This window comes from Sphingomonas adhaesiva, assembly GCF_002374855.1.
Lineage (GTDB): Bacteria > Pseudomonadota > Alphaproteobacteria > Sphingomonadales > Sphingomonadaceae > Sphingomonas > Sphingomonas adhaesiva.
On record NZ_NWVC01000001.1, the window covers coordinates 100,919 to 125,960 of the forward strand.

Here is a 25,042-nt window from a genome sequence, read left to right on the forward strand (position 1 = left end):
TAGCGCGGTGAAGATGCGGGAAACAATAGCGAAGGCGGGGGCGGCGCCGGCGGGGTCGTCAGCCCTTGTTCGCCTGGCGCTTCGCCATGAAGGCCAGCCGTTCGAACAGCATCACGTCCTGCTCGTTCTTCAGCAGCGCGCCGTGCAGCGGCGGGATCGCCTTGGTCGGGTCGCGGTTCTGAAGGACGTCGAGCGGCATGTCTTCGTGCAGCAGCAGCTTCAGCCAGTCGAGCAATTCACTGGTCGACGGCTTCTTCTTCAGCCCCGGCACGTCGCGCACGTCGTAGAAGATGTCCATCGCGCGGCTGACCAGCAGCTTCTGGATGCCGGGGAAGTGCACGTCGACGATCGCCTGCATCGTGTCGCGGTCGGGGAACTTGATGTAGTGAAAGAAGCAGCGGCGCAGGAACGCGTCCGGCAGCTCCTTTTCATTGTTCGACGTGATGACGACGATCGGCCGTTCCTTCGCACGGACCGTCTGCTTGGTTTCGTAGACGTGGAATTCCATGCGATCCAGCTCCTGGAGCAGATCGTTCGGGAATTCGATGTCGGCCTTGTCGATCTCGTCGATCAGCAGGACGGCAGGGGTGTCGCGCTCGAACGCCTCCCACAATTTGCCCTTGCGGATGTAGTTGGAGATGTCGTGGACGCGCGGATCGCCGAGCTGGCCGTCGCGCAGCCGTGCGACCGCGTCATATTCGTACAGACCCTGCTGCGCCTTGGTCGTCGACTTGACGTTCCATTCGATCAGGTCGGCGCCGACCGCCTTGGCGATCTCCTGCGCGAGCACGGTCTTGCCGGTGCCCGGCTCGCCCTTCACCAGCAGCGGGCGGCGCAGCGTGACCGCGGCGTTGACCGCGACCTTCAGATCGTCGGTGGCGACATAGCCTTCAGTGCCCTCGAACCGCTGCATCACCTTGCCCCGCCATCCTGTCGAACTTCGGGTATGGTGTAGCGGCAGGATGGGGCCGGGCGCAAGCGTGCGGCTTAATTCGGCTCCCGCGCAGCGGCGCGCGATTCGAGCAGCGCCCACAGGCCGCGATGCTGCGCCAGCACCTGTTGCGCGCCGAACGCGAGCGCGCGTTCGACACCGGGCGCCGCGTCGATGGCGTGAAGGAACGCGCCGGCGGCGTGCACGACCGGCGCGAAATCGCGACCGCCGGCGATCCCCAGGCGCGCGGCGCAGCCGTCCAGCACGACGCGGACGGTTTCCCAGTCGAGCACCAGTGCCAGCGCGGCGCCGGTGCCGCAGCCGGCGCGATCGGACGTCGCCAGCATCGCCAGCGCCTGACGCTGGCCGATGATCGCGGCTTCCGCGGCGGCATGGCCGGGGGTGGAGGGCAGGGGGCCGACCGCGGCGGTCAGGCGCGCCAGATACGCGCGCTCGGCGCGCATCGCGTCGGCCGCATCGGTCAGCCACGCCAGTGCGGCATGATCGCCCGCGCGGGTCAGCGCATGATCGACGACGCCCGGCGCGGAGCCATGGACGACGCACAGGGCATAGACCGCATCGGCCAGGTCGCGCAGCACCGCCGCGGGCGAGGCGAGCAGCGTCGCATAGGGCGCGACGGCGCTGCCGTCGGCGGCCAGCAATCCGCGGATCGTTGCCGCGGCCCCTGCCGTCTGCCGCGACGAAGCCGCCGCCGCGACGGCCGTCGGGCCGTCCACCATCACCGCCATCACCGCGACTCCCGATATTGTGCGACCAACCGGAGCGACCACCGCGTCCCGTTGCCCCTCAGGTAAGCGATCGACGTAAAGAGCGGGTTTACGCCCGGCGGAATTTTGCCGGTGCGTGATCGTTCCGGTGCCGAAACGGCAGGATATTGCCGCCGCAGGGCGGCAGATTGGTGCGCGACACGCGAAAGACCCCAGCTTCCGCTGGGGCGACGTGCGAGTGACATTGCCAGGGGTGCTCCACGAGGGGGCGCCCGGCGTTACTGGTCGAGGAAGCTGCGCATCTTGCGGCTGCGCGACGGGTGCTTCAGCTTGCGCAGCGCCTTCGCCTCGATCTGGCGGATGCGCTCGCGGGTGACGCTGAACTGCTGCCCGACCTCTTCCAGCGTATGATCGGTGTTCATCCCGATGCCGAAGCGCATGCGCAGCACGCGCTCCTCACGCGGGGTGAGGCTGGCGAGGACGCGGGTGACGGTTTCCTTGAGGTTCGCCTGGATCGCGGCATCGACCGGGATGACCGCGTTCTTGTCCTCGATGAAATCGCCGAGGTGCGAATCCTCCTCGTCGCCGATCGGCGTTTCGAGGCTGATCGGCTCCTTGGCGATCTTCATCACCTTGCGCACCTTTTCCAGCGGCATGGAGAGGCGCTCGGCCATCTCCTCCGGGGTCGGCTCGCGGCCCTGCTCGTGCAGGAACTGGCGGCTGGTGCGGACCAGCTTGTTGATCGTCTCGATCATGTGGACCGGGATGCGGATCGTGCGTGCCTGGTCGGCGATCGAGCGGGTGATCGCCTGACGTATCCACCACGTCGCATAGGTGCTGAACTTGTAGCCGCGGCGATATTCGAACTTGTCGACCGCCTTCATCAGGCCGATGTTGCCCTCCTGGATGAGGTCCAGGAACTGCAGGCCGCGGTTGGTGTATTTCTTGGCGATCGATATGACGAGGCGCAGGTTCGCCTCGACCATTTCCTTCTTGGCGATCCGCGCCTCGCGCTCGCCCTTCTGCACCATGTTCACGATGCGGCGGAATTCGGCCAGCGCCATGCCGGTCTGCTGCGAAATCTCGCTGATCTCGGTACGGATGCGGTCGACCGCGGCCGCTTCGTTGGTGGCGAAAGCGGTCCACTTCTTGTCGAGGCCGTTGACCGCGTCGAGGAAGCCCTCGTCCAGCTCATGGCCCATGTAGCGGTCGAGGAAGTCCTTGCGCGCCACCTTGTGCCGCTCGGCCAGGCGCAGCATCTGCCCGCCCAGCGCGGTGAGGCGCCGGTTGTAGCTGTACAGCTGGTCGACCAGATATTCGATCTTGGTCTGGTGGAACTGGACGCTCTCGACCTCCGCGGTCAGGTCCTCGCGCAGCTTCTGGTACTTGCGCTCCTCGGCCGCCGACAGCTCGGCACCCGCGGCCATGGATTCCAGCCGCGATTCCTGCATCTTAGAGAATTTGCGGTAGATCGCGGTGATGTTGGCAAACTTCTCCAGCGCCTGCGGCTTGAGCGTCTCCTCCATCTGCGCGAGGCTGAGGGTATTGTCCTCCTCGTCATCGTCTGACGGGCGCGGCGCGCGGCGCTCGGTCAGTTCGTCGTCCTCGTCGGCGGAGGCCTCTTCCGGCTCGTCCTCCTCCTTGAACTGCGGCCCGGCGTTCGACGCGCTGATCTCGCCATTGTCCTCCTCTGCGCCCTCGACCTGCTCGGCCGACGGACCCTTGGACAGCATCGCGTCGAGATCGACGATCTCGCGCAGCTGCATCGTCCCTTCGTTGAGCGCGGTGGACCAGTCGATGATCGCGTTGAAGGTGATCGGGCTTTCGCACAGCCCCAGGATCATCGTGTCGCGCCCGGCTTCGATCCGCTTGGCGATCGCGATCTCGCCCTCGCGCGACAGCAGCTCGACCGCCCCCATCTCGCGCAGGTACATGCGGACGGGATCGTCGGTGCGGTCGATCGTCTCCTTCTTCTTCTCGACGACGGGCGCACTGCCGTCGTCGGTCGAATCGGTGGCATCGACCTCATCGTCGTCGGCGCGCTCCTCGCTCTCGCCGTCCTCGCCCTGTTCCTCGTTCTCGACGATGTTCACGCCCATTTCGTTGAGCGCGGACATGATATCTTCCAGCTGGTCGGACGACATCTGGTCCTGGGGCAGGGCCTCGTTCAGCTGGTCATAGGTGATGTAGCCGCGCTTCTTGGCACGGGCGATCAGCTTCTTGACGTTCGCATCGTTGAGGTCGATCAGCGGGGCATCGGCCACTTCCGCGCCATCGTCCGTCCCGCCACCGTTCATCTTCGCCATCAATCGTCCTCAAGTCCAAGCGCGCGGGCGTCTTCGTTTGCCTGCACGAGATTTGCAAGACGCTGGTCCAGCGCCCGCTGTTCGTTCACCAATGCCACCTGCCGCTGGAACGCCTCGTCGGTGAAGCGTTCCATCATCGCGGAGGTGGCCTCCGCCAGAGCCGCATCCACTTCCGGCCGCGTCACCAGGATCGCGATCGCCTCGTCCAGATCCTCACGCGCCTGGTTCGCATCCGCATCGGCGCGGGTGAACGAATAGGGCATTGCATCGGCACGCAGCAGATCATGGGCGATGGTGTCGAAACCGGATTGCGCCAATATGGTGACAAGCCGTCCGCTATCAAGCGGCGCGGCGCGCGTGTCGGCCAGCGCGACCTCGACCACCGCCTCGAACAAGCGCCCCAGCGCGCCATCGGCGAGCTTGAGCGAGCCGAGCACCTCCATATGGCGTGCGATTTCCGCCGGGTGGCGCAGGAGGCCGGCAACGACCGCCTTCGACAGGATCGGGTCGATCCCGCCGGCGGCGCGAAGGCGGCGCGCATCCTCGGTCACGGGGGGCAGGGGGGGCGTCCACTTCTGTCCCGGCTTGCGCTGCGCGATCGGGTAGAAGGGCTGGCGTTGCTGGAAGGGCTGGCGCGTCCGCGCGAATTGTTCGTCGAAGCGGTGGCGGAATTCGGCGATATATTCCGACTTCACGGACGTATCGGCGATCGATCCGGCCAGATCGGCAAGCCGCCGCTTCAGCCCCGCGCGCTGCTCCGGCGTGTTGAGCGGTTCGGCGGCCAGCTCATGCTTCCATAGCCGATCGACCAGCGGCTCGGCCTCGCGCACCAGCGCCTCGAACGCGGGCTTGCCCTTGGCGCGCATCAGGTCGTCGGGGTCCTGCCCGTCGGGGAGCGTGACGAACGCGAGGCTGCGGCCGGGTGCCAGCATCGGCAGCGCGCGATGCGCGGCGCGGATCGCGGCCTTCTGCCCGGCGCCGTCGCCATCGAGGCACAGGATCGGCACGTCGACGACGCGCCACAGCCGTTCCAGCTGGTGTTCGGTCAGCGCGGTGCCGAGCGGCGCGACCACTTCGCCCACGCCGCCCTGCGCCAGCGCGATCGCGTCCATATAGCCTTCGACCACGAACAGCCGGTCGGTCTTGCGCGCGGCGGGCGCGGCGCGCTCGAGATTGTAGAGCGTGCGCCCCTTGTCGAACAGCGGCGTGTCGGGGGAGTTGAGATATTTCGGCTCGCCCTCCCCGATGATCCGCCCGCCGAACGCGATGACCCGCCCGCGCGGATCGCGGATCGGGATCATCAGGCGGCCGCGGAACCGGTCGTACGGCTCCTTGCCGTCGACCTGGATCAGCAGCCCCGCCTCGATCAGCATGGCGTCGCCGAAATCCTTGAGCGCGGCGCGCAGGCGGCCGCGCGAATCGGGCGAATAGCCGAAGCCGAAGGCCTGCGCCGTCGCCGCCGACACGCCGCGGCGTTCCAGCAGTGCGCGCGCCGTGGCGCCCTCGATCCCGCCGAGTTGCTGGGTGAAGAAATCGGCGGCGGCCTGCATGACGTCGTGCAGCGACTTTGCCCGTTCGGCCCGCTGCGCGGCGCGCGCGTCCTGTTCGGGCATGTCGAGGCCGGCGGCGGCGGCGAGTTCCTTCACCGCATCGATGAACGGCAACCCCTGGTGATCGGTCATCCAGCGGATGGCATCGCCATGCGCCGAACAGCCGAAGCAATGGTAGAAGCCCTTGTCGTCGTTGACGTAGAAGCTGGGCGTCTTCTCGTTATGGAAGGGGCAGCAGCCCTTCATCTCGCGCCCGGCGCGGGTCAGCTTCACCGTCTTCCCGACCAGCGCGGATAGCGAGGTGCGCGCTCGCAATTCGTCAAGGAAGGCGGGAGTAAGGCTCACGCGCGATTGTAACCCGCCCTGTCATGGGAGGGCGGAAATTGCAATGATTCTGTTCGCGCGGCGTCGTGAGGGCGCGAAGAGAGAAGGGGTTCACGCGGAGGCGCGGAGACGCGGAGATGTCGCCCCCGCCGCGCCGATCCGAGCCGCCTCGGCGGCTCCTTCGGACGCACCGTCGCGATAGGAGGTGCGCTGGGGCGCAGCGCAACCTCTCCGCGCCTCCGCGTGAACCCCTTCTTTTTACGCCAGCGCCGCCTTCACCAGCCCGCTTGCCTTGCTCATGTCGAGCGTGGTGGCGTGGCGGGCCTTCAGTTCGGCCATCACGCGGCCCATGTCCTTCATGCCGGACGCGCCGAGGTCGGCCTTGATCGCCTCGATCGCCGCTTTCGTCTCCCCCTCGCTCATCTGCGCGGGCAGGAAGCGTTCGATCACCGCGACCTCGGCGGCCTCCGCCGCGGCCAGTTCGGCGCGCCCGCCCTGTTCGTACATGGCGATCGATTCGCGGCGCTGTTTGACCATCTTCTGAAGGACTTCGATGACCAGCGCATCGTCGTCGGCGGGGGCGCCGCCGGTGCGCGCCTCAATGTCGCGGTTCTTGATCGCGGCCTGGATCAGGCCGATCGCGGCGCGGGATTCCTTGTCGCCCGCCTTCATGGCGGCGATCTGGGCTTGCTTGATGTCGTCTCGAATCATGTCGACCGCGATAGCGATGCTGGACGGTTGACGCGAGGGGGTCGGGTGTCTAGCGGGCGGGGCTTAGCGACATTGCTGCAAACCAAGCTGAGGAGTGCTTGCCGACCATGGCCGAGCCGGACATTTCGCGCGTCCCGCAACCAGAGGGTGCCACCGGCGTCCTCGTCCTGGCCAATGGCGAGGTGGCGTGGGGCCGTGGCTTCGGCGCCGAGGGCGCGGCGGTGGGCGAGGTGTGCTTCCACACCGCGATGACCGGTTATCAGGAGATCATGACCGACCCGTCGTTCGCGGGCCAGATCATCACCTTTACCTTCCCGCACATCGGCAACGTCGGCGCGAACCCGGATGACGTCGAGGCGGACAATCCCCACGCGCTGGGGATGATCGTGCGCGAGGATCCGACCGCGCCGTCGAACTTCCGCGCGATGGAGAACCTGGACGGCTGGATGAAGCGCCACGCGCGCATCGGGCTGGCCGGGATCGACACACGCGCGCTGACGCGCCGCATCCGCACCGGCGGCGCGCCCAACGGGGTGGTCGCGCATTCGCCGACGGGCGCGTTCGACCTGCCCGCGCTGCTGCAACAGGCGCGCGGCTGGCCGGGGCTGGAGGGCATGGATCTCGCCAAGGACGTGACCCGCGAGACGCATGGCACGTGGGAGGGCGGCATCTGGCGGCTGGGCTTCGGATACGGCGCCGCGGAAGCGGGTGAGAGGCCGCATGTCGTCGCGATCGATTACGGCAGCAAGCACAATATCTTCCGCAACCTTGTACAGGCCGGGGCGAAGGTGTCGGTGGTGCCGGCCGAAGCGACGTTCGAGCAGATCATGGCGCTGAATCCGGACGGCATCTTCCTGTCGAACGGCCCCGGCGACCCTGCCGCGACCGGCGACTATGCGGTGCCGGTGATCCGGCAGTTGCTCGACACGGGCAAGCCGCTGTTCGGCATCTGCCTGGGGCACCAGCTGCTCGGTCTCGCGGTGGGAGCGAAGACCACCAAGATGTTCCAGGGCCATCGCGGCGCCAACCACCCGGTCAAGCGGCTGAGCGACGGCGCGGTCGAGATCACCAGCATGAACCACGGCTTCGCGGTGGAGCGCGAGACGCTGCCGGCGAATGCGCGCGAGACGCATGTGTCGCTGTTCGACGGTTCGAATGCGGGGCTGGAACTGACCGATCGCCCGGCGTTCTCGGTTCAGTATCACCCCGAGGCGTCGCCGGGGCCGCAGGATAGCTTCTATCTGTTCGAGCGGTTTGTGGGGGTGCTGCGGTAATGGCGACCGTCCGCGATCTTCAACTTTCTGATGGTGCCGGTGCACGTCCGCACACTGATGTTTCTGCTAAGTTGCGTTTGATCGAATTGAACGGAGAGAAATTCGTTCAAATCGACACCTATGGCAGTGATGACCGACAGGAAGTTGGCAAGCAGTCCCAGTCTGTGCGGCTTAGCAAGACCGCCTTCGATCAGCTCATTCAGCACGGAAGTAAGCACTTCTAATGCCCAAACGCACCGACATCTCCTCCATCCTCGTCATCGGCGCGGGGCCTATCGTCATCGGTCAGGCGTGCGAGTTCGATTATTCGGGCACGCAGGCGATCAAGGCGCTGAAGGAAGAGGGCTATCGCATCGTCCTGGTCAATTCGAACCCGGCGACGATCATGACCGATCCCGAACTGGCCGACGCCACCTATGTCGAGCCGATCACGCCCGAGGTGGTCGCCAAGATCATCGAGGCGGAGCGGCCCGATGCGGTGCTGCCGACGATGGGTGGGCAGACCGCGCTGAACACCGCGCTGGCGCTGTTCCGCGACGGCACGCTGGAGAAGTTCGGCGTCCAGATGATCGGTGCCGATGCCGATGCGATCGACAAGGCCGAGGACCGGCTGAAATTCCGCAACGCGATGGACAAGATCGGGCTGGAATCGGCCCGCTCGTCGATCGCGCATACCGAGGCGGAGGCGCTGGCCGGGCTGGAGAAGGTCGGGCTGCCGGCGATCATCCGCCCCAGCTTCACGCTGGGCGGCACCGGCGGCGGCGTCGCGTACAATCGCGAGGAGTTCATCGAGATCGTCCGCAAGGGCCTCGACGCCTCGCCCACCACCGAGGTGCTGATCGAGGAATCGCTGCTCGGCTGGAAGGAATATGAGATGGAGGTGGTCCGCGACCGCGCGGACAATTGCATCATCATCTGCTCGATCGAGAACGTCGATCCGATGGGCGTCCACACGGGCGATTCCATCACCGTCGCGCCGGCGCTGACGCTGACCGACAAGGAATATCAGATCATGCGCAACGCCAGCATTGCGGTGCTGCGCGAAATCGGCGTGGAAACAGGCGGTTCGAACGTCCAGTTCGCAGTCAATCCCAAGGACGGCCGGCTGATCGTGATCGAAATGAATCCGCGCGTGTCGCGGTCGTCGGCGCTCGCGTCCAAGGCGACCGGCTTCCCGATCGCCAAGGTCGCGGCGAAGCTGGCGGTCGGCTACACGCTGGACGAGATCGAGAACGACATCACCGGCGCGACCCCGGCGTCGTTCGAGCCGACGATCGACTATGTCGTCACCAAGATTCCGCGCTTCGCGTTCGAGAAGTTCAAGGGCGCGCAGGCGACGCTGGGCACCGCGATGAAGTCGGTCGGCGAGGTGATGGCGATCGGCCGCAACATCCACGAATCGATGCAGAAGGCGCTGCGCGGGCTGGAGACGGGGCTGTCGGGCTTCAACCAGGTCGACCGGCTGGTCGGCGCGCCGCGCGCGGAGATCGAGGCGGCGCTGGCGTCGCCCACGCCCGACCGACTGCTGGTGGCGGCGCAGGCGCTGCGCGAAGGCTTCACCGTCGCGGAAGTGAATGCGATCGCCAAGTTCGATCCCTGGTTCCTCGAGCGGATCGCTGAGATCGTCGCGGCCGAGGCCGAGGTGATGAAGGACGGCCTGCCGATCGACGCGGGCGGTATGCGCCGGCTGAAGGCGATGGGCTTTTCCGACAAGCGTCTGGCGTGGCTGGCGCTGCAATCGGCCAACCTGCGCGGCATGGAGCGCGGGATCGCACGCGGATCGGGGCTGATCCACGAAGCGGTCAAGGCGATGACCGGCGGCGTGACCGAGGAGGAAGTGCGCGAGCATCGCGTGAAGCTGGGCGTGCGGCCCGTCTTCAAGCGGATCGACACCTGCGCCGCGGAGTTCGACGCGAAGACGCCGTACATGTACTCCACCTACGAGGCGCCCAGCTTCGGCGAGCCGGAGAACGAGGCGCAGCCGTCCGACCGGCGCAAGATCGTCATCCTGGGCGGCGGGCCGAACCGCATCGGGCAGGGGATCGAGTTCGATTACTGCTGCTGCCACGCCTGCTTCGCGCTGGCGGACGCGGGCTATGAGACGATCATGGTCAATTGCAACCCGGAGACGGTGAGCACCGACTATGACACGTCCGACCGGCTGTATTTCGAGCCGCTGACCGCCGAAGACGTGCTGGAGATCCTGCATGTCGAGCAGCAGGCGGGCGAGCTGGTCGGGGTGATCGTCCAGTTCGGCGGGCAGACCCCGTTGAACCTGGCGCGCGCGCTGGAGAAGGCGGGCATCCCGATCCTGGGCACCAGCCCCGACGCGATCGACCTGGCCGAGGACCGCGAGCGGTTCGCCGCGCTGGTCAACAAGCTGAAGCTCTTGCAGCCCGCCAACGGCATCGCGCGCAGCCGCGACGAGGCGCTCGCGGTGGCCAACCGCATCGGTTACCCGGTGCTGATGCGCCCCAGCTATGTGCTGGGCGGGCGCGCGATGGAGATCGTCGACAGCGACCAGCAGCTGGACGATTACATCCAGACCGCGGTGCAGGTGTCGGGCGACGCCCCGGTGCTGATCGACCAGTATCTGCGCGACGCGACCGAGGTGGACGTCGATGCGATCTGCGACGGTGACGACGTGGTCGTCGCAGGCGTGCTTCAGCATATCGAGGAAGCGGGCGTCCATTCGGGCGACAGCGCCTGTTCGATCCCGCCCTATTCGCTGTCGGCGGAGATCGTCGCCGAGATCGAGCGGCAGGCCGAGGCGCTGGCGCGCGGGCTGAACGTCGTCGGGCTGATGAACATCCAGTTCGCGGTGAAGGACGGCCGGGTCTATCTGATCGAGGTGAACCCGCGCGCCAGCCGCACCGTACCGTTCGTCGCCAAGGCGATCGGCGCGCCGATCGCCAAGATCGCGAGCCGCGTGATGGCGGGCGAGAAGCTGCGCGACCTGCCGCCGATCGACCGCAACATCGGATACTATGCGGTCAAGGAAGCGGTGTTTCCGTTCAACCGCTTCCCCGGGATCGACCCCGTGCTGTCGCCGGAAATGAAGTCCACCGGCGAAGTGATGGGGATATCGACCGATTTCACCACCGCCTTCGCCAAGTCGCAGTTGGGGGCGGGCACCGTCCTGCCGACCGAGGGCGCGGTGTTCGTCAGCGTCAAGGACGGCGACAAGGCCGCGATCGTCCCCGCGGTGGAGGCGCTGGTCGCGGCCGGCTTCACCATCGTGGCGACCGGGGGCACCGCCGATCACCTGTCGCGCGCCGGCCTGCCGATCGAGCGGGTGAACAAGGTGGCACAGGGGCGCCCGCATATCGTCGACCGGATCAAGGACGGCGGCATCGCGCTGATCTTCAACACCACCGAAGGGTGGCAGAGCCTGAAGGATTCGCAGCCGATCCGCGCCTCCGCGGTGAACGGAAAAATCCCGTATTTCACCACCGCATCGGCAGCGGTGCAGGCGGCGGAGGCGATTCGGACCGCAACAACCCGCAAGCTTGAAGTGAGGCCGTTGCAGTCTTATTATTCACGGCCGCACGACTGATCCCCCACATATTTGGATGGTGCGGGCGGCCCTCGGGGAGGGGGCCGCTCGGGGAAGCGTTTTTGAAGGATAAGCGATGGCGACCGTCGAGAAGATGCCGATGCTGCAGGAAGGCTATGAGAAGCTGACCGCAGACCTGAAGCGCCTCAAGATCGAACGCCCGCAGATCGTCGATGCGATCGAGGAAGCGCGTGCGCACGGCGACCTTTCGGAAAACGCCGAATATCATGCCGCCAAGGAGCGTCAGGGCCAGGTAGAGGCGACGATCGCCGATATCGAGGACAAGCTGAGCCGCGCGCAGATCATCGACCCGAAGGACCTGTCGGGCGACAAGATCGTATTCGGCGCGACCGTGACGCTGATGGACGAGGACGACAAGCCGGTCCGCTATCAGATCGTCGGCCAGACCGAGGCGGACGCCAAGAGTGGGCGGATCAGCTACAATTCCCCGCTCGGCCGCGCGCTGATCGGGCGCAGCGTCGATGACGAGGTGGAGGTGTCGGTGCCGGCGGGCGACCGTTACTACCTCGTGTCGAAGATCGAGTTTATCTGACACGGCATGTCCTGCCGGCGTCGTGGGATGCCCGGCTCGCCGGATATGAATGGCACCGCGACGAGGCGGGCGAATCGGGCGGTGTCATCCATCGCCTGACGCGGGATGGCGCCCCGTCCCTTTATCTGAAATACGGAACGGGCGCGGTCGCGGAGGCGGTCGTGGACGAGGCGGTGCGGCTGCGCTGGTTGCAGGGGGGCGTCCCCGTTGCGCGACCGGTCGCCTTCGTGGACGAGGGCGACGCCGCCTGGCTGTTGACCGCTGCGGTGGCGGGGCGGACGGGCGACGCGTGGCTGGAGCATGATCCGGCGATGCTGCCCGTCATCATCGCCGCTTTTGCCGGTTTCCTGAAGCGGCTTCACGCGCTGCCGGTCGACGATTGCCCGTTCGAGGCGGGCGCGGCGCTGCGGCTGGCGGCCGCGCGGCGCCGCGTGGCGGCGGGGGAGGTGGACGTCGACGATTTCGACGACGATCACCTCGGCTGGGATGCGGCGCGGATGCTGGCGCATACCGAGGCGCTGTACGACCCCGACCTGCACCGGCGCGTGGTGACTCACGGCGATTTCTCGCTCGGCAATCTTCTGATGGACGAACATGGTCAGGTGACCGGCTGCCTCGACGTCGGCCGGATGGGCGTAGCCGACCCGTATCAGGATATCGCGATCCTGTGCGCCAATCTGGCGGAGATCGACCCGGCGGCGGAGCGCGCGTTCCTCGCTGCGATCGGCGTCGCCTCACCCGATCGGCAGCGGATGGCGTTCCACCGCTGCCTCGACGAATTGTTCTGACCGGCCCCTCCGGTTCGCAAAGGGGCCGGGAGAAGCTTACTGTGCCGGCTTGGCGAGAAGGTCGGGTTCCAGCAGCCGGTGCAGGTGCACCACCACATATTTCATCTCGGCATCGTCGACGGTGCGCTGCGCGGCGGCGCGCCACGCTTTTTCGGCGCTGGCATAGTCGGGAAAGATGCCGACCACCTCGATCGAGGAGAGATCGTTGAAGTCGAGCGTACGCGGATCGTTGACGCGCCCGCCGAACACCAGATGCAATTTGCTCATGCGCGGTTCCTGAGGGAGGGAAGGATCGCAAACACGGCTGGCAGCGATCACCCCGGAACGGAGAAGAGGAGATCGCTCCGGCTGCGTGCCGCCGGTGCGATCTCCTCTCCCGTTCAGCGCGGCGACGTGCTGCCCGACGTCGCTTGTGCCGGATGCTCTATCGCGAAGTGGCGCGGGTTTGAAGACCCGCGCGCGCCTTCGTCGGTGATCAGCCGCCCTTGACCTGTTCCTTGCCCGCCTGCGCGGCAGCGGTGCCGGCCGAGGTTGCCGCCTTCACCACGCCCTGCAACAGCGATTTGGCCTGATCCTTCGCTGCGCCCTTGTTGAGGCCCAGCTGATCGAGCTCGGCGCGGCCCGCTTCCTTGGCGGCAGCCAAGCCGGCGACGGCGGCGGCGGCGACCTTGCGCCCTACCGGGGCGAGCAAATCCTTCTCGCGCTGTCCGCGCGGCACCACCAGCGCGACCAGCGCGCCGAGCGCCATGCCGCCGACGACGACGCCGAGCGGGTTGGTTTCCAGCGTCTGCACGGTCGCCTGTGCCGCGTCGCTCGCCTTGTGGCGCGCGGCGTCATAGGCGCTGGACGCCTTGTCCGCGGCGGTGTCGATGCCGTCGCGGATGCGGCCGTGGTGCTCCGCATGGGTGTCGTGGTGGTCGGTCATCATCGGTTCCTTCATCGGCCGTGGTCGGACGAACGCTTGATGGAGAGGAGCGGTTTCCGTTTGGCGGGGCGCGAAAACAGCGCCGCGATGCGCTTGCGATTGAACGCGGCCAGCAGCACCGCGGCGGCGCCCGCCACCGCGACGGGGTTGCGACGCGCCGCCTCTACCGAGGCCTGCGCCGCTCGGGTGCCGGTTTCGCTGACCTCGCTGACCGCGCGGCGCGCGATCCGTTCGGGGGCAAGCTGCGTCTGGAGCGTCTCGACCGTGTCGGTCAGGCGCTGCCGCGCCGCCTCTGCGCGGGCCTGTGCCGCTGCGACGTCGCTCATCGCGACAGCCTCACCGACCCGGCATAGCCGAGGCCACCAGCGACGGCGAGCGTGATGCCCACTACCGCGAGGGTGGCGAGACCCGGACCGATCAGCGTCGCCAGCGCGAGGATCAACCCCACCAGCAGCGCGATCAGCGCCGCCAATGCCAGCACCCCGGCGACGACGAAGTAGATCGCCGCCGCCCTGTAGCGGGATACCATGTCCCCCGCCTTCGCCTTGGCCAGTGCAATCTCGGCCTGCGCAACCTCGCGCGCGTCGCTGGTCAGGCGCGCGAAGAGATGCGGGATGCTGTGATCCTCCAGCAGCGGTTCGCGAAGCCCCATGGATCAGGCGTCGCGGTGGTCGAGGCCGGAAGACAGCAGCCGTGCCACGACGAAGCCGATGCCGGCGGCCACGCCGACCGCGACCGCGGGGCTTTTCTTTACCAGTTCGCGCACGTCGGCGACCAGATCGTCGACCGTCTTGGCGTCGATCGAGCTGGACAGCCCCTGGACGCGATCGGCGGCCTGCCGGGCATATTGGCCGTATTGCTCACCGATCTTCTCATCCACCTGCGCGGCGGCATCGTTCAGCATGGTCGACAGCTGGCCCAGCGCGCTGGTGGCGCGGGCCTTGCCGTCCTCGGCATAGAGGCGTGCCTTGTCGGTGGCCTGTTCGCGCCCCTTGGCGACATTGTCGGCCAGCGTCTGGCGCGCCGTGGCGAAGGTGCCGCCCGATGCCGGCTCGGCAGCATTGGTTTCGCCGATGGGCGCCGTCGCCGCCGGGGTGTCGATATCGCTCGTCGAAGGAGCCGCGTCGTGATCGTGTTGATCGGCCATGATCCATTCCTTCCCTGGTCGAAACGAAACAACCCGACGATGGCATGTCGGGTTCCCGCGCGGTGCGCCATCGCGTTGCGGCGACGCACCATGCCCGCTAGAGGCGGAACGCGCTGCCGCTCCGGGCAAACAGATAAGGGGATCGTTTCGTGACCGCAATCATCGACCTTCACGGCCGCCAGATCATCGACAGCCGTGGCAACCCCACCGTCGAGGTCGACGTGCTGCTGGAAGACGGCAGCTTCGGTCGCGCCGCGGTGCCCTCCGGCGCATCGACCGGCGCGCATGAAGCGGTCGAGAAGCGCGACGGCGACAAGAGCAAATGGGGCGGCAAGGGCGTCGAGATCGCGGTCGACGCGGTCAATTCCGACCTGGCCGAGGCGCTGATCGGGCTGGACGCCGAGGACCAGATCGAGATCGACCGTGCGATGATCGCGCTGGACGGTACCGAGAACAAGAGCCGGCTGGGCGCGAACGCGATCCTGGGCGCCAGCCTGGCGGTCGCCAAGGCGGCGGCGGATGCGCGCGGGCTGCCGCTGTACCGCTACGTCGGCGGCGCGGCGGCGCACGTCCTGCCGGTGCCGATGATGAACATCATCAACGGCGGCGAACATGCCGACAACCCCATCGATTTCCAGGAGTTCATGATCATGCCGGTCGGCGCGCCGACGCTGGCAGACGCGGTGCGTTGCGGATCGGAGATCTTCCACACGCTCAAGAAGGGGCTGCACGACAAGGGGCTGGCGACCGCGGTGGGTGACGAGGGCGGCTTCGCCCCGAACCTGGCGAGCACCACCGACGCGCTCGACTTCATCATGAAGAGCATCGAGGCGGCGGGCTACACCCCCGGCGACGACGTGATGCTGGCGCTCGATTGCGCGGCGACTGAGTTCTTCAAGGACGGCAAGTACGTCATCTCCGGCGAGAACCTGACGCTGGAGCCGGGCGCGATGGCCGACTACCTCGCCGATCTGGTCGCGCGCTATCCGATCCTGTCGATCGAAGACGGCATGGCCGAGGACGATTTCGAGGGGTGGAAGGCGCTGACCGATGCGGTCGGCCGCAAGGTGCAGCTGGTCGGCGACGACCTGTTCGTGACCAATCCCAAGCGTCTGACGATGGGGATCGAGAAGGGGCTGGCCAATTCGCTGCTGGTGAAGGTCAACCAGATCGGCACGCTGACCGAGACGCTGGAGGCGATCCGCATCGCCGAGCGCGCCGGCTATACTGCGGTGATGTCGCACCGGTCGGGCGAGACCGAGGATTCGACGATCGCCGACCTGGCGGTCGCGACCAACTGCGGCCAGATCAAGACCGGCAGCCTGGCGCGGTCCGACCGGCTCGCCAAGTACAACCAGCTGATCCGCATCGAGGAAGAGCTGGGCGACGTGGCGCATTACGCCGGCCGCGACATCCTGCGGCGGCGCGGCTGATGGCGCTTGCCAAGGGCACGGCGGCGCGCGACAGTCGCGGCGCCATGCCCCGCAAGCCCCATCCGCTGAAAGCCACGCTGCGCCGGGCGCTCGCCCCGGCGATCTTCATGGCGGTGCTGGTGTTCTTCGGCGCCTATGCGGTGCTGGGGCCGAACGGCGTGCTGGCGCTGGGCGATTACAAGCGGCAGCTGGCGCAGCGCGAGAAACAATATGCGACGCTTGATCAGCGGCGTGCGATGCTGAAGAACCGCGTCACGCTGCTCGATCCGCGCCACGCCAACCCGGACATGGTCGATGAACTGGTGCGCAAGGAACTGAACGTCGCGCACCCGGACGAGGTGATCGTTCCGCTGAAATGAAAAAAGGGCGGCCCGTCGGGACCGCCCTTTTCGTTCCTGCCTGCCAGCGCCGGTCAGGCGGTGAGCAGACGCTTTTCGCCCGCCAGCCGCATCATCGCGCGCTGCAGTTTCTCGAACGCGCGCACCTCGATCTGGCGGACGCGCTCGCGGCTGACGCCATAGACCTGGCTCAGCTCCTCCAGCGTCTTGGGATCGTCGGTCAGCCGCCGCTCGGTCAGGATATGCTTTTCGCGATCGTTCAGATCCTCCATCGCGGACACGAGCATGTCGTGACGCACGTCGGCTTCCTGCTGATCGGCGACGACGCTGTCCTGAAGCGGCGAATCGTCGGCCAGCCAGTCCTGCCACTGGCCCTCGCCATCCTCGCGCATCGGCACGTTGAGCGACGTATCGCCGCCCATCGCCATGCGGCGGTTCATGCTGACCACGTCTGCCTCGGTCACGCCCAGATCGGTGGCGATCTTCTCGACATCCTCCGGACGCAGATCGCCGTCCTCGAACGCATCGAGGCGCGCCTTCATCCGGCGCAGGTTGAAGAACAGCTTCTTCTGCGCGGCAGTGGTGCCCATCTTCACCAACGACCAGCTGCGCAGGATAAATTCCTGGATCGAGGCGCGGATCCACCACATCGCATAGGTGGCGAGGCGGAAGCCGCGATCCGGCTCGAACTTCTTCACGCCCTGCATCAGGCCGATATTGCCCTCGGAAATCAGCTCCGACACCGGCAGGCCGTAGCCGCGATAGCCCATCGCGATCTTCGCGACGAGCCGCAGGTGCGACGTCACCAGCTGCGCCGCAGCGTCGGTGTCGCCATGTTCCTGGAAACGCTTGGCGAGCATATATTCCTGCTCGGGCGCCAGGATCGGGAATTTCTTGATCTCGGAAAGGTAGCGATTGAGGCTTTGCTCCCCGCCAAGGGCAGGAATCGTCGCCGGGACGTTGCTGCGGGTTGCCATGATCCTTTGTCTCCCTTCCTCGCGGAGAACGCCGGGCCGCCCTGATGCGGCACGATCCGGCGTGGTCCGAACCTATACGACAAGCTGACTGAACAGTTCCTGCATGTCTGCCGGCATCACGCTTTCGAACGACAAAGCGTGGCTTGTTATCGGGTGGATGAACCCGAGCCGTGCGGCGTGCAATGCCTGGCGACGGAAATCCAGGGTTTCCAGAACGCGCTTGTGAGCCTGTTTTGTTCTACCATAGACCGGGTCGCCCAGCAAGGCGTGGCCGATCGACGCCATATGGACGCGCACCTGATGCGTGCGTCCGGTTTCCAGCCGGCATTCGACCAGCGCCGCCTCGCGCAGCAGGTGGAGAGTGCTGTAATGCGTGACCGCGCGCTTGCCGCCCGCGACGATCGCCACCTTCTTGCGATTGTGCGGCGAACGGGCCAGCGGCGCGTCGACGCTGCCGGCCGGCGGCATCGGCCGTCCGCCGACGATCGCGCGGTACCGCCGGTCGATTGAGTGCGCGGCGAACTGCTTCGCCAGCCCTTCGTGCGCGCGGTCGGTCTTGGCGGCGACCATCAGGCCCGACGTATCCTTGTCGATGCGGTGGACGATGCCCGGCCGCGCGACGCCGCCGATCCCCGACAGCGACCCGTCGCAGTGGTGCAGCAGCGCGTTGACCAGCGTACCGTCGAGATTGCCGGCGGCCGGATGCACGACCAGCCCGGCCGGCTTGTCGACGACGATCAGATGTTCGTCCTCGAACGCCACCACCAGCGGGATGTCCTGCGCCTCGTTATGCGCCGGGGCGGGGGCGGGGACCGCGACCGCGAACGCCTCGCCGCCGCGCGACTTGCGCGAGGGATCGCGCACCGCCAGCCCGTCTTGGGAGACATGGCCGGCGTTGATCAGCACCTTCAGCCGCTCCCGCGACAGCGTCGGCACCGCGTCGGCCAGCGCGCGATCGAGCCGCCAGCCGTCGGCGGCCGGCGCGATCGTCGCTTCGATGATGGAAACCCCCCGGTTCATTGTCCTGTGGTAGATGGCGACGATGATCGGCATTTCAATCGCGCATCGCAACGAACTGATCGCGCTGGCGCGGGCCAGTCCGGTCGAGGTGTGCGGGCTGCTGCTCGGCTGCGCCGGGCAGATCGCGGACATCGTGCCGTGCGCCAATGTCGCGGACGATCCGGCGATCCGCTTCGAGCTCGATCCGCGCGCGCTGATCGCGGCGCATCGCGCGGCACGCGGCGGCGGGCCGCAGGTGATCGGCCATTATCATTCGCACCCGTCCGGCCGGGCCGAGCCGTCGCCGCGCGATGCCGCCGATGCAGCGCCGGACGGCAGCATCTGGATCATCGTCGCCGGTGAGGAGGTGACGGCGTGGCGCGCGGTGGCGGACGGTGCGATGCACGGACGCTTCGCTGCGGTGACGCTTGCCACATTAGGTTGCGAAGGCGGCGGGCAATCGCCACAAGGCAGCCATCCTGCGACGTCCTCAAGGTAAATTCACCCATGACCATCAGCCCGGTCGACTTCGCGAGCCTGCTGTGCTCGCGGTTGTGCCACGACCTCCTGTCGCCGATCGGCGCGATGAGCAACGGGCTGGAACTGCTGGCGGACGAAACCGACCCGGCGATGCGCACCCGCTGTCTGGAACTGCTCAGCGAGAGCGCGCGGGCGTCGGCGAACAAGCTGAAGTTCTTCCGCCTGGCGTTCGGTGCGGCGGGCGGCTTCGGCGATCGGGTCGACATGCGCGAGGCGCGCGGCGCGGTCGAGGGGCTGCTGGCGGAGAACAAGCGGCTGACGCTGCACTGGGCGGTCGAGGAGCCGGAACTGCCCAAGGCGGCGGTCAAGGTGCTGCTGAACCTGGCGCTGATCGCGGGCGACACGCTGGTGCGCGGCGGCACGGTGACGATCGGCACCGAGGAGGGCGAGCATACGACCGAGATCGTGCTGCGTGCCGAAGGGCCGCGCGTCATCCTGGACCCGGACCTGCGCGCCACGCTGACCGACGGGTCGGGCGGCGAATCGGTGACGCCACGCGCGGCGGCGGCCTTCCTGGTCCATGCGATCGTCGCCGATGCGGGCGGATCGGTGATGGTCACCGACCCGGTCGACAACACTTTGTTGTTCGGCGCGACGCTGCCGTCGCGGCTGGCGTGAGGCGGCCGGCCTGAGGCGACCGGGACCACCGACGCGGTAAAGGCGGTTTTAACCCCCGCCATGCCAGTACCGGCGCGAACGGACGCGACGGGACTGCATGGACGACCTTCTTCAGGAATTCATCGCCGAAACGCGCGAGACGCTGGCGGCGCTGTCGGGCGAGATCGTCGGGTGGGAAGCCGACCCGCGCGACCGCGCGCGGCTGGATGCGATCTTCCGCTTCGTCCACACCATCAAGGGCAGCTGCGGGTTCCTGGACCTGCCGCGGCTGGCGCGGCTGAGCCATGCGGCGGAAGATGCGCTGGCATCGGTGCGCAGCGGCGAGCGCATGCCCGACGCCGCGCTGGTCAGCGCGATCCTGGCGATCATCGACCGCATCGGCGAGATCGTGGAGGCGATCGACGCGGACACCTCCGTGCCGGAAGAGGGCGAGGACGCGCTAATCGCGGCGCTCGACAATGGCGTGCCGGTGGAGGCGGTGCCGATCGTCGGCGCCGTGCCGCCGGGCGAGCGGGCGGGAAGCGACCGCCGCGCGGCCGGTCCGCGCGCGGGGACGCGATCGGTGCGGCTTTCGGTCGACCTGCTCGACCGGATGATGAGCGGCGTGTCCGACATGGTGCTGGCGCGCAACCAGCTGGGCAGGCACCTGCGCCAGATCGACGACCCGCGGCTGGAAGCGATGCTGGAGCGGCTGAGCATTTCGGTCGACGACCTGCGCGACATCGTGACGCGCACGCGGATGCAGCGGGTGGAGGGACTGTTCTCCGCGCTGCCCCGGCTGGTGCGCGATGCCGCCCATGCCGCGGGCAAGACCGTCAACCTGGTGGTCGAGGGCGGCGACGTCGAACTAGACCGCGAGATGATCGAGCTGCTGCGCGATCCGCTGGCGCACATGGTCCGCAACGCGATCGACCATGGCATCGAATCGCGCGCCGACCGCATCCTGTCGGGCAAGCCGGGGGCCGGCGAGCTGCGCGTCGTGGCGCGGCAGGCCGGCAATCTCATCATCATCGAGATCGCGGACGACGGGCGCGGGGTGGATGTCGACGCGCTGGTCAACAAGGTGGCGCTGGCGCAGCCCGCGCGCATCGCGGCGTTGCGCGCGATGGACGAGGACGAGACGCTGGCGCTGATCTTCGAACCGGGGCTGTCGTCGCGCGATGACGTGACGACGCTGTCGGGGCGCGGTGTCGGCATGGACGTGGTCCGTTCGAACGTCGAGCAGATCGGCGGCCGCATCGCGCTGTCGAACCGGCCGGGACAGGGGCTGACCGTCACCCTGGAGGTGCCGCTGACGCTGGCGATCCTGAACGCGGTGCTGGTGCAGGTGGCGGGCACACGCTTTGCCATCCCGCGCCAGTCGGTGGACGAGATCGTGCAGGTCGGGCAGGGCGGGACGCGTATCGATCGTGTCGGCGGGCACGGCGCGTTGGCGATGCTGCGCGGCGAGCGGTTGTCGATGGTGTCGCTGCCGGAGGTGATCGGCATGGCGCACGGCGTCGCATCGCCGCGCTATCTGGCTGTGGTGTCGCTGCGCCAGGGGCGGTTCGCGCTGGCGATCGACGCGGTCGACGATACCCAGGAACTGGTGGTGAAGCCCGCCGCGCCGCCGGTGATGCGCGCCGGAATCTATGCCGGACAGATGCTGCCCGACGACGGCGTGCCCGTGCTGCTGCTGGATTGCGCGGGGATCGCGCAGCGCGCCGGGCTGGTGTTCGAGACGGTGCGCGAGCAGGTGGCCGACGTGGCGGTCGCGCAGGGCGTGCCGGCGCTGCTGTTCGACGACGTGGACGGTGCGCGGCGGATGATCGTTTCGGACGCGGTGGATCGCATCGAACGCATCGAACCGGGCGCGATTCGCGCCGTTGCGGGGGGACTGTGGCTGACCGTCGAGGGGCGGTCGGTGCCGGTGTGGAATGGGCAGAAGGTGCGGGCCGAGACGATCGCCAAGGTGCTTCGCCTGCAACTGGACGGTCAGGAACTGGCCTATCCGATCGCCGAGCCGATCGAGATCATGCCGTTGCCCGAGGAGATCGCGCCCGCGCCGGCCGATGCGGGGGCCGGGGCGGTCGCCGGGCTGGTGGTGATCGAAGGCGAGCCGATCGAACTGGTCGACCCGCTGATGCTGTTCACCGACGTCCCGGTCGCCAGCGAGCGCCCGTTGTGCCTGCTGCACGGCAGCCACAGCGCGTGGATGGAGACGTTCCTGAAGCCCGCGATCGAGCAATCGGGCTATCGCGTCGTACGGGCGTTGCCGCCGGGCGAGCGCGCGACCGTCGCGCTGGCGATCGAGGAGGAGGCGGACACGGCGCCATGCCCCGCGATCCGGCTGAGCCGGACGCGCGGCCAGCCGCTGTACCGCTATGACCGCGCCGCGCTGGTCGCGGCGCTGAAGGAGCATCGCGCGTGACCGATACCCTGCACCTGATCGCGCATGTCGGCGGCTGCGGCGTGATGTTCAACACCGATCGCGTCGCGTCGGTAGTGGAACTGGACCGCGCGGTGCCGGCCCCCGGCGCGGGACCGGCGGTGATCGGGCTGGCGGCGATGCGCAGCCGCGTCGCCACGGTGCTGGACGTGCGCCAATTGCTGGGCGTGCCGCCGCGGCCCACGGGGGACGGCGCGATCGGCCATGCCGTCGCGACGATGGTCGACGGGCATCTGTACGCGATCGCGGTCGACATGCTGGAGGACGTGGAGGCGGTGGAGATCGCGCCGCGGCCGCCCGGCATGGGCGGCGCGTCCGACGCGGCCTGGGACTTCGTGTCGGGGGTGGCGGAACGCGGCCAGGAAACGTTGCTGGCGCTGGACATCGACCGCCTGGTCGCCCGGGCCGGTGCAATCGAATGATGGCCGGCGCGCATTAACGCCAAAACAACATGTTACCGCGCATACTGCCGCCGTGTGCTGAGTAAGCTGGGACCGCGTCATGAAGACCTGCCTGATCGTCGATGATTCGAAGGTGATTCGGAAGGTCGCCCGTCATATCCTGGAAACGCTGGACTTCACCGTGGCGGAGGCCGCCGACGGGCGCGAGGCGCTGGAACAATGCCGGCTGTCGACGCCCGACGTCGTCCTGCTGGACTGGAACATGCCGGTGATGAGCGGGATGGAGTTCCTGCGCGCGCTGGGCACCGAAACGCTGTCGCACCGGCCCAAGGTGGTGTTCTGCACCACTGAGAACGGCATGGCGCATATCCGCGCCGCGATCGAGGCGGGGGCGGACGAATATGTCATGAAGCCGTTCGACCGCGAAACGCTGCACAGCAAGCTGCAGATCGTCGGCGTGGCCTGACCCGCCGACGCGACGCCTTTGAGGCAGCCCGAGGTGCATAGTTCTCTTTCCACTGCGAAGGCCGCCGGCGGCGTCGTGCCGCGGGTTCTGATCGTCGACGATTCGGCGGTCGCGCGCGCGGTGCTGTCGCGGTTCGTGACGTCGGAGAATCGCTTCGCCCTGGCCGCCGCGGTGCCGGACGCGCGCCGCGCGCTGGAATTCCTGTCGCGCGAGCGGGTCGACCTGATCCTGCTCGACCTGGAGATGCCGCATACCCATGGCATCGACGCGCTGCCGCAGCTGATCGCCGCGGGGCAGGGCGCGCGCGTGCTGGTGGTGTCGAGCGCCGCGGCCGACGGCGCCGCGATGACGATGCGCGCGCTGGCGCTGGGTGCCGCCGACACGCTGGTGAAGCCCGACGCCGGCGCCTTCGCCAGCCGGTTCGGCGAGGTGTTGCTGGCGCGGCTGGACATGCTGACGCGTCCGCCGACATCGGCCGTCGAGGCGCCGCGCCGCGCGATCCACCCGCCGGTACCGCTGCCGGCGTTCGATGCGATCGCGATCGGCGCGTCCACCGGCGGCATCCACGCGCTCGCGTCGTTGCTGGGCGAAGTGCCGGAGGATGTGCGCCAGCCGATCTTCGTGACGCAGCATCTGCCGCCCGCCTTTTCCCCCTATTTCGCCGCCCAGGTACAGATGTCGGCGCGCCGCCCGGCGGCGATCGCCACCGATCGCGCGCGCGCCGTCGCGGGCCAGCTGCTGGTCGCGCCGGGTACCGCGCATCTGACGGTGAGCGGGCGCGCGCCGGAGGATGCGGTGGTGCGCCTGTCGAACGCCACGGTGCCCACGGGCAACCTGCCGTCGGTCGACCCGATGTTCGCCAGCCTGGCGGCGGTCTACGGCCCGCGCCTGCTGGCGATCGTGCTGAGCGGCATGGGACGCGACGGACTGGAGGGCGCGCGGGCGGTACGCGCGGCCGGTGGCACCGTGCTGGTCCAGGATCGCGCGACATCGGTGGTATGGGGAATGCCGGGCGCGGTGGCTGACGCCGGGCTGGCGCAGGCGGTCCTGCCGCCCGACGCGCTGGGCCGGTCGATCGCCGCATCGGCGGGGCGCATCGCATGAACATGGCGGTGCCCGCGGCCGACCCGGGATGCGCGCGGCTGCTGGCCGGCCTGCTGGAGCAGCGCACCGGGCAGCGGATCGCGCCGAACCGCAGCTGGCGGCTGGACACCGCGCTGAAGCCGTTGCTGGCCGGCCTGTCGATCGACGATGTCGCCGAACTGGCCCGGCGGCTGCGCGCGGGACGTGACGAGGCGCTGGCGGACAAGGTCGTCGACCTGCTGCTGAACCAGGAAACGTCGTTCTTCCGCGATGCCGGGGTGATCGAATCGGCGGTCCAGGCCGTGGCGGAGCCGCTGGCGGCGGGGATGCCGGTGCATATCTGGTGCGCGGCCTGCGCGACCGGGCAGGAGGCGCTGTCGCTGGCGATGCTGTTCGCGGAGCGCAAGGCGGCGGAAAACTGGCCGCGGATGCCGGAAATCGTCGCCACCGACGTATCGGGCGCGGCGATCGCGCGGGCGCGGCAGGGCGCCTATTCGCAGTTCGAGATCCAGCGCGGCCTGCCGGTCCGCCGGATGATGCAATGGTTTTCGCCCAACGCGGACGGCCTGTGGGCGGCATCCCGGCCGCTGTTGAACGCCGTCACCTATCGGCGGCACAATCTGGTCGCGGAACCGCCCCCGGCGGGGCGTTTCGACCTGATCCTGTGTCGCAACGTCCTGTTCTATCTGGTGCCGCGCCTGCGCGGACAGGTGCTGGAGCGACTGGCCGGTGCGCTGAAGCCCGGCGGGCTGCTGCTGCTGGGCGCGGGGGAGACGGTGATCGGCCTGTCGGACGAACTGCGCCCCAGCCGACGCGCGCGCGGCTTCTACGAGGCGAGCGGACATGCCCCGTCGGCACCCGGCGGTGCGGCGGAGGTGGCGTCGGGCGCACAGTCGTCATAAGGAAGCCCCTCGCACGGCAAGGATGCGGGGGGTTGCGGGCGTGATCGGACGGACACGGGCACAG

At 68.1% G+C, this 25,042-nt stretch carries 26 protein-coding genes; 14 read left to right on the forward strand and 12 right to left on the reverse strand.

Going from position 1 to position 25,042, the window contains the following annotated elements; genetic code table 11:
* Nucleotides 1-58 precede the first annotated feature (58 nt).
* From COA07_RS00535 to COA07_RS00555, 5 genes are all read right to left on the reverse strand, one after another.
* Entirely contained in the window at nucleotides 59-913 is an 855-nt protein-coding gene (locus COA07_RS00535) for an AAA family ATPase (protein WP_066706103.1), read from the reverse strand.
* A 74-nt stretch (nucleotides 914-987) separates the two neighbouring features.
* The gene (locus COA07_RS00540) at nucleotides 988-1,680 is read right to left on the reverse strand and encodes a DUF6975 family protein (protein ID WP_245841934.1); all 693 of its coding nucleotides are present in this window, start codon (nucleotides 1,678-1,680) and stop codon (nucleotides 988-990) included.
* A 257-nt stretch (nucleotides 1,681-1,937) separates the two neighbouring features.
* Nucleotides 1,938-3,965 carry an RNA polymerase sigma factor RpoD gene (rpoD, locus tag COA07_RS00545; protein WP_066706106.1) on the reverse strand — a complete coding sequence of 676 codons (2,028 nt, stop codon included), beginning with the start codon at nucleotides 3,963-3,965 and terminating at the stop codon, nucleotides 1,938-1,940.
* Nucleotides 3,965-5,860: a DNA primase gene (dnaG, locus tag COA07_RS00550; protein WP_066706109.1), complete on the reverse strand. Its 1,896-nt coding sequence runs from the start codon at nucleotides 5,858-5,860 to the stop codon at nucleotides 3,965-3,967. Before dnaG ends, rpoD begins: the two co-directional genes overlap by 1 nt.
* Nucleotides 5,861-6,097: 237 nt before the next feature.
* Entirely contained in the window at nucleotides 6,098-6,550 is a 453-nt protein-coding gene (locus COA07_RS00555; RefSeq protein WP_066706111.1) for a GatB/YqeY domain-containing protein, read from the reverse strand.
* Between the two features lie 107 nt (nucleotides 6,551-6,657).
* Between COA07_RS00555 and carA the strand changes: the two genes are divergently transcribed.
* From carA to COA07_RS00575, 5 genes are all read left to right on the forward strand, one after another.
* Complete coding sequence (gene carA, locus COA07_RS00560) at nucleotides 6,658-7,824, forward strand: glutamine-hydrolyzing carbamoyl-phosphate synthase small subunit (RefSeq protein WP_066706113.1); 1,167 nt, start codon at nucleotides 6,658-6,660, stop codon at nucleotides 7,822-7,824.
* Nucleotides 7,824-8,048, forward strand: coding sequence for a methionyl-tRNA formyltransferase (locus COA07_RS17660; protein WP_141396450.1), 225 nt, complete (start codon nucleotides 7,824-7,826; stop codon nucleotides 8,046-8,048). The genes carA and COA07_RS17660 overlap by 1 nt, the downstream gene beginning before the upstream one ends.
* Entirely contained in the window at nucleotides 8,048-11,380 is a 3,333-nt protein-coding gene (carB, locus tag COA07_RS00565) for a carbamoyl-phosphate synthase large subunit (RefSeq protein WP_066706115.1), read from the forward strand. Before COA07_RS17660 ends, carB begins: the two co-directional genes overlap by 1 nt.
* 76 nt (nucleotides 11,381-11,456) lie before the next feature.
* Nucleotides 11,457-11,933 carry a transcription elongation factor GreA gene (gene greA / locus COA07_RS00570; protein ID WP_066706117.1) on the forward strand — a complete coding sequence of 159 codons (477 nt, stop codon included), beginning with the start codon at nucleotides 11,457-11,459 and terminating at the stop codon, nucleotides 11,931-11,933.
* Between the two features lie 11 nt (nucleotides 11,934-11,944).
* Nucleotides 11,945-12,721 carry an APH(3') family aminoglycoside O-phosphotransferase gene (locus COA07_RS00575; protein ID WP_245841998.1) on the forward strand — a complete coding sequence of 259 codons (777 nt, stop codon included), beginning with the start codon at nucleotides 11,945-11,947 and terminating at the stop codon, nucleotides 12,719-12,721.
* 36 nt (nucleotides 12,722-12,757) lie between these two features.
* On the opposite strand, the gene COA07_RS00580 is transcribed toward COA07_RS00575, so the two are convergent.
* The 5 genes from COA07_RS00580 to COA07_RS00600 form a co-directional block, all read right to left on the reverse strand.
* The gene (locus COA07_RS00580) at nucleotides 12,758-12,988 is read right to left on the reverse strand and encodes a DUF4170 domain-containing protein (protein WP_066488252.1); all 231 of its coding nucleotides are present in this window, start codon (nucleotides 12,986-12,988) and stop codon (nucleotides 12,758-12,760) included.
* Nucleotides 12,989-13,196: 208 nt separating this feature from the next.
* Nucleotides 13,197-13,646 carry a hypothetical protein gene (locus COA07_RS00585; RefSeq protein ID WP_066706208.1) on the reverse strand — a complete coding sequence of 150 codons (450 nt, stop codon included), beginning with the start codon at nucleotides 13,644-13,646 and terminating at the stop codon, nucleotides 13,197-13,199.
* 11 nt (nucleotides 13,647-13,657) lie between these two features.
* Nucleotides 13,658-13,972: a DUF3618 domain-containing protein gene (locus COA07_RS00590; protein WP_066706121.1), complete on the reverse strand. Its 315-nt coding sequence runs from the start codon at nucleotides 13,970-13,972 to the stop codon at nucleotides 13,658-13,660.
* Nucleotides 13,969-14,298 carry a phage holin family protein gene (locus tag COA07_RS00595; RefSeq protein WP_066706123.1) on the reverse strand — a complete coding sequence of 110 codons (330 nt, stop codon included), beginning with the start codon at nucleotides 14,296-14,298 and terminating at the stop codon, nucleotides 13,969-13,971. Before COA07_RS00595 ends, COA07_RS00590 begins: the two co-directional genes overlap by 4 nt.
* Before the next feature lie 3 nt (nucleotides 14,299-14,301).
* Nucleotides 14,302-14,793, reverse strand: coding sequence for a hypothetical protein (locus COA07_RS00600; protein WP_066706126.1), 492 nt, complete (start codon nucleotides 14,791-14,793; stop codon nucleotides 14,302-14,304).
* Nucleotides 14,794-14,942: 149 nt separating this feature from the next.
* Between COA07_RS00600 and eno the strand changes: the two genes are divergently transcribed.
* Together eno and COA07_RS00610 are read left to right on the forward strand one after the other, a co-directional pair.
* On the forward strand, nucleotides 14,943-16,226 hold the full coding sequence (gene eno, locus COA07_RS00605; RefSeq protein ID WP_066706129.1) for a phosphopyruvate hydratase: 1,284 nt from the start codon (nucleotides 14,943-14,945) through the stop codon (nucleotides 16,224-16,226).
* Nucleotides 16,226-16,585 (forward strand): FtsB family cell division protein, encoded by a 360-nt coding sequence (locus COA07_RS00610; protein WP_083956643.1) that lies wholly within the window; start codon nucleotides 16,226-16,228, stop codon nucleotides 16,583-16,585. The genes eno and COA07_RS00610 overlap by 1 nt, the downstream gene beginning before the upstream one ends.
* 53 nt (nucleotides 16,586-16,638) lie before the next feature.
* Here the strand turns inward: COA07_RS00610 and rpoH are convergent, their stop codons facing one another.
* Nucleotides 16,639-17,541, reverse strand: coding sequence for an RNA polymerase sigma factor RpoH (rpoH, locus tag COA07_RS00615; RefSeq protein WP_066488244.1), 903 nt, complete (start codon nucleotides 17,539-17,541; stop codon nucleotides 16,639-16,641).
* 72 nt (nucleotides 17,542-17,613) lie between these two features.
* The gene (locus COA07_RS00620) at nucleotides 17,614-18,561 is read right to left on the reverse strand and encodes an RluA family pseudouridine synthase (RefSeq protein WP_066706221.1); all 948 of its coding nucleotides are present in this window, start codon (nucleotides 18,559-18,561) and stop codon (nucleotides 17,614-17,616) included.
* A 22-nt stretch (nucleotides 18,562-18,583) separates the two neighbouring features.
* On the opposite strand from COA07_RS00620, the gene COA07_RS00625 reads away from it, so the two are divergent.
* The 7 genes from COA07_RS00625 to COA07_RS00655 all read left to right on the forward strand — a co-directional run bounded on the left by COA07_RS00625 (nucleotide 18,584) and on the right by COA07_RS00655 (nucleotide 24,978).
* Nucleotides 18,584-19,039: a M67 family metallopeptidase gene (locus COA07_RS00625; protein WP_083956646.1), complete on the forward strand. Its 456-nt coding sequence runs from the start codon at nucleotides 18,584-18,586 to the stop codon at nucleotides 19,037-19,039.
* 8 nt (nucleotides 19,040-19,047) lie between these two features.
* Entirely contained in the window at nucleotides 19,048-19,698 is a 651-nt protein-coding gene (locus COA07_RS00630) for a histidine phosphotransferase family protein (protein ID WP_066706132.1), read from the forward strand.
* 97 nt (nucleotides 19,699-19,795) lie between these two features.
* Nucleotides 19,796-22,108 (forward strand): chemotaxis protein CheA, encoded by a 2,313-nt coding sequence (locus COA07_RS00635; RefSeq protein WP_066706135.1) that lies wholly within the window; start codon nucleotides 19,796-19,798, stop codon nucleotides 22,106-22,108.
* Complete coding sequence (locus tag COA07_RS00640; protein WP_066706138.1) at nucleotides 22,105-22,548, forward strand: chemotaxis protein CheW; 444 nt, start codon at nucleotides 22,105-22,107, stop codon at nucleotides 22,546-22,548. The genes COA07_RS00635 and COA07_RS00640 overlap by 4 nt, the downstream gene beginning before the upstream one ends.
* 79 nt (nucleotides 22,549-22,627) lie before the next feature.
* Nucleotides 22,628-22,993: a response regulator gene (locus tag COA07_RS00645; RefSeq protein ID WP_066706141.1), complete on the forward strand. Its 366-nt coding sequence runs from the start codon at nucleotides 22,628-22,630 to the stop codon at nucleotides 22,991-22,993.
* Between the two features lie 75 nt (nucleotides 22,994-23,068).
* The gene (locus COA07_RS00650) at nucleotides 23,069-24,097 is read left to right on the forward strand and encodes a chemotaxis protein CheB (RefSeq protein WP_066706142.1); all 1,029 of its coding nucleotides are present in this window, start codon (nucleotides 23,069-23,071) and stop codon (nucleotides 24,095-24,097) included.
* Nucleotides 24,098-24,099: 2 nt separating this feature from the next.
* Nucleotides 24,100-24,978 (forward strand): CheR family methyltransferase, encoded by an 879-nt coding sequence (locus tag COA07_RS00655; protein WP_342747636.1) that lies wholly within the window; start codon nucleotides 24,100-24,102, stop codon nucleotides 24,976-24,978.
* The last annotated feature ends 64 nt before the right edge of the window (nucleotides 24,979-25,042 follow it).

Bases quoted from the DNA above. Each gene is read 5' to 3' on its own strand.
- COA07_RS00535 (WP_066706103.1), bottom strand. From the start codon at position 913: ATGCAGCGGTTCGAGGGCACTGAAGGCTATGTCGCCACCGACGATCTG.
- COA07_RS00540 (WP_245841934.1), bottom strand. From the start codon at position 1,680: ATGGCGGTGATGGTGGACGGCCCGACGGCCGTCGCGGCGGCGGCTTCG.
- rpoD (WP_066706106.1), bottom strand. From the start codon at position 3,965: ATGGCGAAGATGAACGGTGGCGGGACGGACGATGGCGCGGAAGTGGCC.
- COA07_RS00555 (WP_066706111.1), bottom strand. From the start codon at position 6,550: ATGATTCGAGACGACATCAAGCAAGCCCAGATCGCCGCCATGAAGGCG.
- carA (WP_066706113.1), top strand. From the start codon at position 6,658: ATGGCCGAGCCGGACATTTCGCGCGTCCCGCAACCAGAGGGTGCCACC.
- COA07_RS17660 (WP_141396450.1), top strand. From the start codon at position 7,824: ATGGCGACCGTCCGCGATCTTCAACTTTCTGATGGTGCCGGTGCACGT.
- carB (WP_066706115.1), top strand. From the start codon at position 8,048: ATGCCCAAACGCACCGACATCTCCTCCATCCTCGTCATCGGCGCGGGG.
- greA (WP_066706117.1), top strand. From the start codon at position 11,457: ATGGCGACCGTCGAGAAGATGCCGATGCTGCAGGAAGGCTATGAGAAG.
- COA07_RS00580 (WP_066488252.1), bottom strand. From the start codon at position 12,988: ATGAGCAAATTGCATCTGGTGTTCGGCGGGCGCGTCAACGATCCGCGT.
- COA07_RS00585 (WP_066706208.1), bottom strand. From the start codon at position 13,646: ATGACCGACCACCACGACACCCATGCGGAGCACCACGGCCGCATCCGC.
- COA07_RS00590 (WP_066706121.1), bottom strand. From the start codon at position 13,972: ATGAGCGACGTCGCAGCGGCACAGGCCCGCGCAGAGGCGGCGCGGCAG.
- COA07_RS00595 (WP_066706123.1), bottom strand. From the start codon at position 14,298: ATGGGGCTTCGCGAACCGCTGCTGGAGGATCACAGCATCCCGCATCTC.
- COA07_RS00600 (WP_066706126.1), bottom strand. From the start codon at position 14,793: ATGGCCGATCAACACGATCACGACGCGGCTCCTTCGACGAGCGATATC.
- COA07_RS00610 (WP_083956643.1), top strand. From the start codon at position 16,226: ATGGCGCTTGCCAAGGGCACGGCGGCGCGCGACAGTCGCGGCGCCATG.
- rpoH (WP_066488244.1), bottom strand. From the start codon at position 17,541: ATGGCAACCCGCAGCAACGTCCCGGCGACGATTCCTGCCCTTGGCGGG.
- COA07_RS00620 (WP_066706221.1), bottom strand. From the start codon at position 18,561: ATGAACCGGGGGGTTTCCATCATCGAAGCGACGATCGCGCCGGCCGCC.
- COA07_RS00625 (WP_083956646.1), top strand. From the start codon at position 18,584: ATGATCGGCATTTCAATCGCGCATCGCAACGAACTGATCGCGCTGGCG.
- COA07_RS00630 (WP_066706132.1), top strand. From the start codon at position 19,048: ATGACCATCAGCCCGGTCGACTTCGCGAGCCTGCTGTGCTCGCGGTTG.
- COA07_RS00635 (WP_066706135.1), top strand. From the start codon at position 19,796: ATGGACGACCTTCTTCAGGAATTCATCGCCGAAACGCGCGAGACGCTG.
- COA07_RS00645 (WP_066706141.1), top strand. From the start codon at position 22,628: ATGAAGACCTGCCTGATCGTCGATGATTCGAAGGTGATTCGGAAGGTC.
- COA07_RS00655 (WP_342747636.1), top strand. From the start codon at position 24,100: ATGGCGGTGCCCGCGGCCGACCCGGGATGCGCGCGGCTGCTGGCCGGC.